We start from the raw sequence: 260 nt of genomic DNA, 5'->3' as shown, positions 1-260 counted from the left end.
CAAGAAGACCTACCAGATGGACCCGGCCAACGGCGACGAGGCCATGCGCGAAATCGCGCTGGACCTCGAAGAGGGCGCGGACATGGTGATGGTCAAACCGGGCATGCCCTATCTGGACCGGGTGCGCCGGGTGAAGCAGCAGTTCGGCGTGCCGACGTTCGCGTACCAGGTCAGTGGCGAGTACGCGCTGATGAAAGCGGCCTTCGCCAATGGCTGGCTGGACGAACGCGCCTGCGTGCTGGAGTCGCTGATCGGCTTCA

The 260-nt window shown here is 64.6% G+C and carries 1 pseudogene; it reads left to right on the top strand.

Features of this window, described 5'->3' with window-relative positions:
* Window positions 1-260 (top strand): annotated as a pseudogene (locus ACQG3P_RS20240) (porphobilinogen synthase); the annotation flags it as partial.

The organism is Stenotrophomonas sp. SrG (assembly GCF_050031795.1).
In the GTDB taxonomy this organism is placed as follows: Bacteria; Pseudomonadota; Gammaproteobacteria; order Xanthomonadales; family Xanthomonadaceae; genus Stenotrophomonas; species Stenotrophomonas rhizophila_A.
The sequence above is the reverse complement of the archived record's forward strand: the minus strand, read 5'-3'. Positions and strand labels throughout refer to the sequence as shown.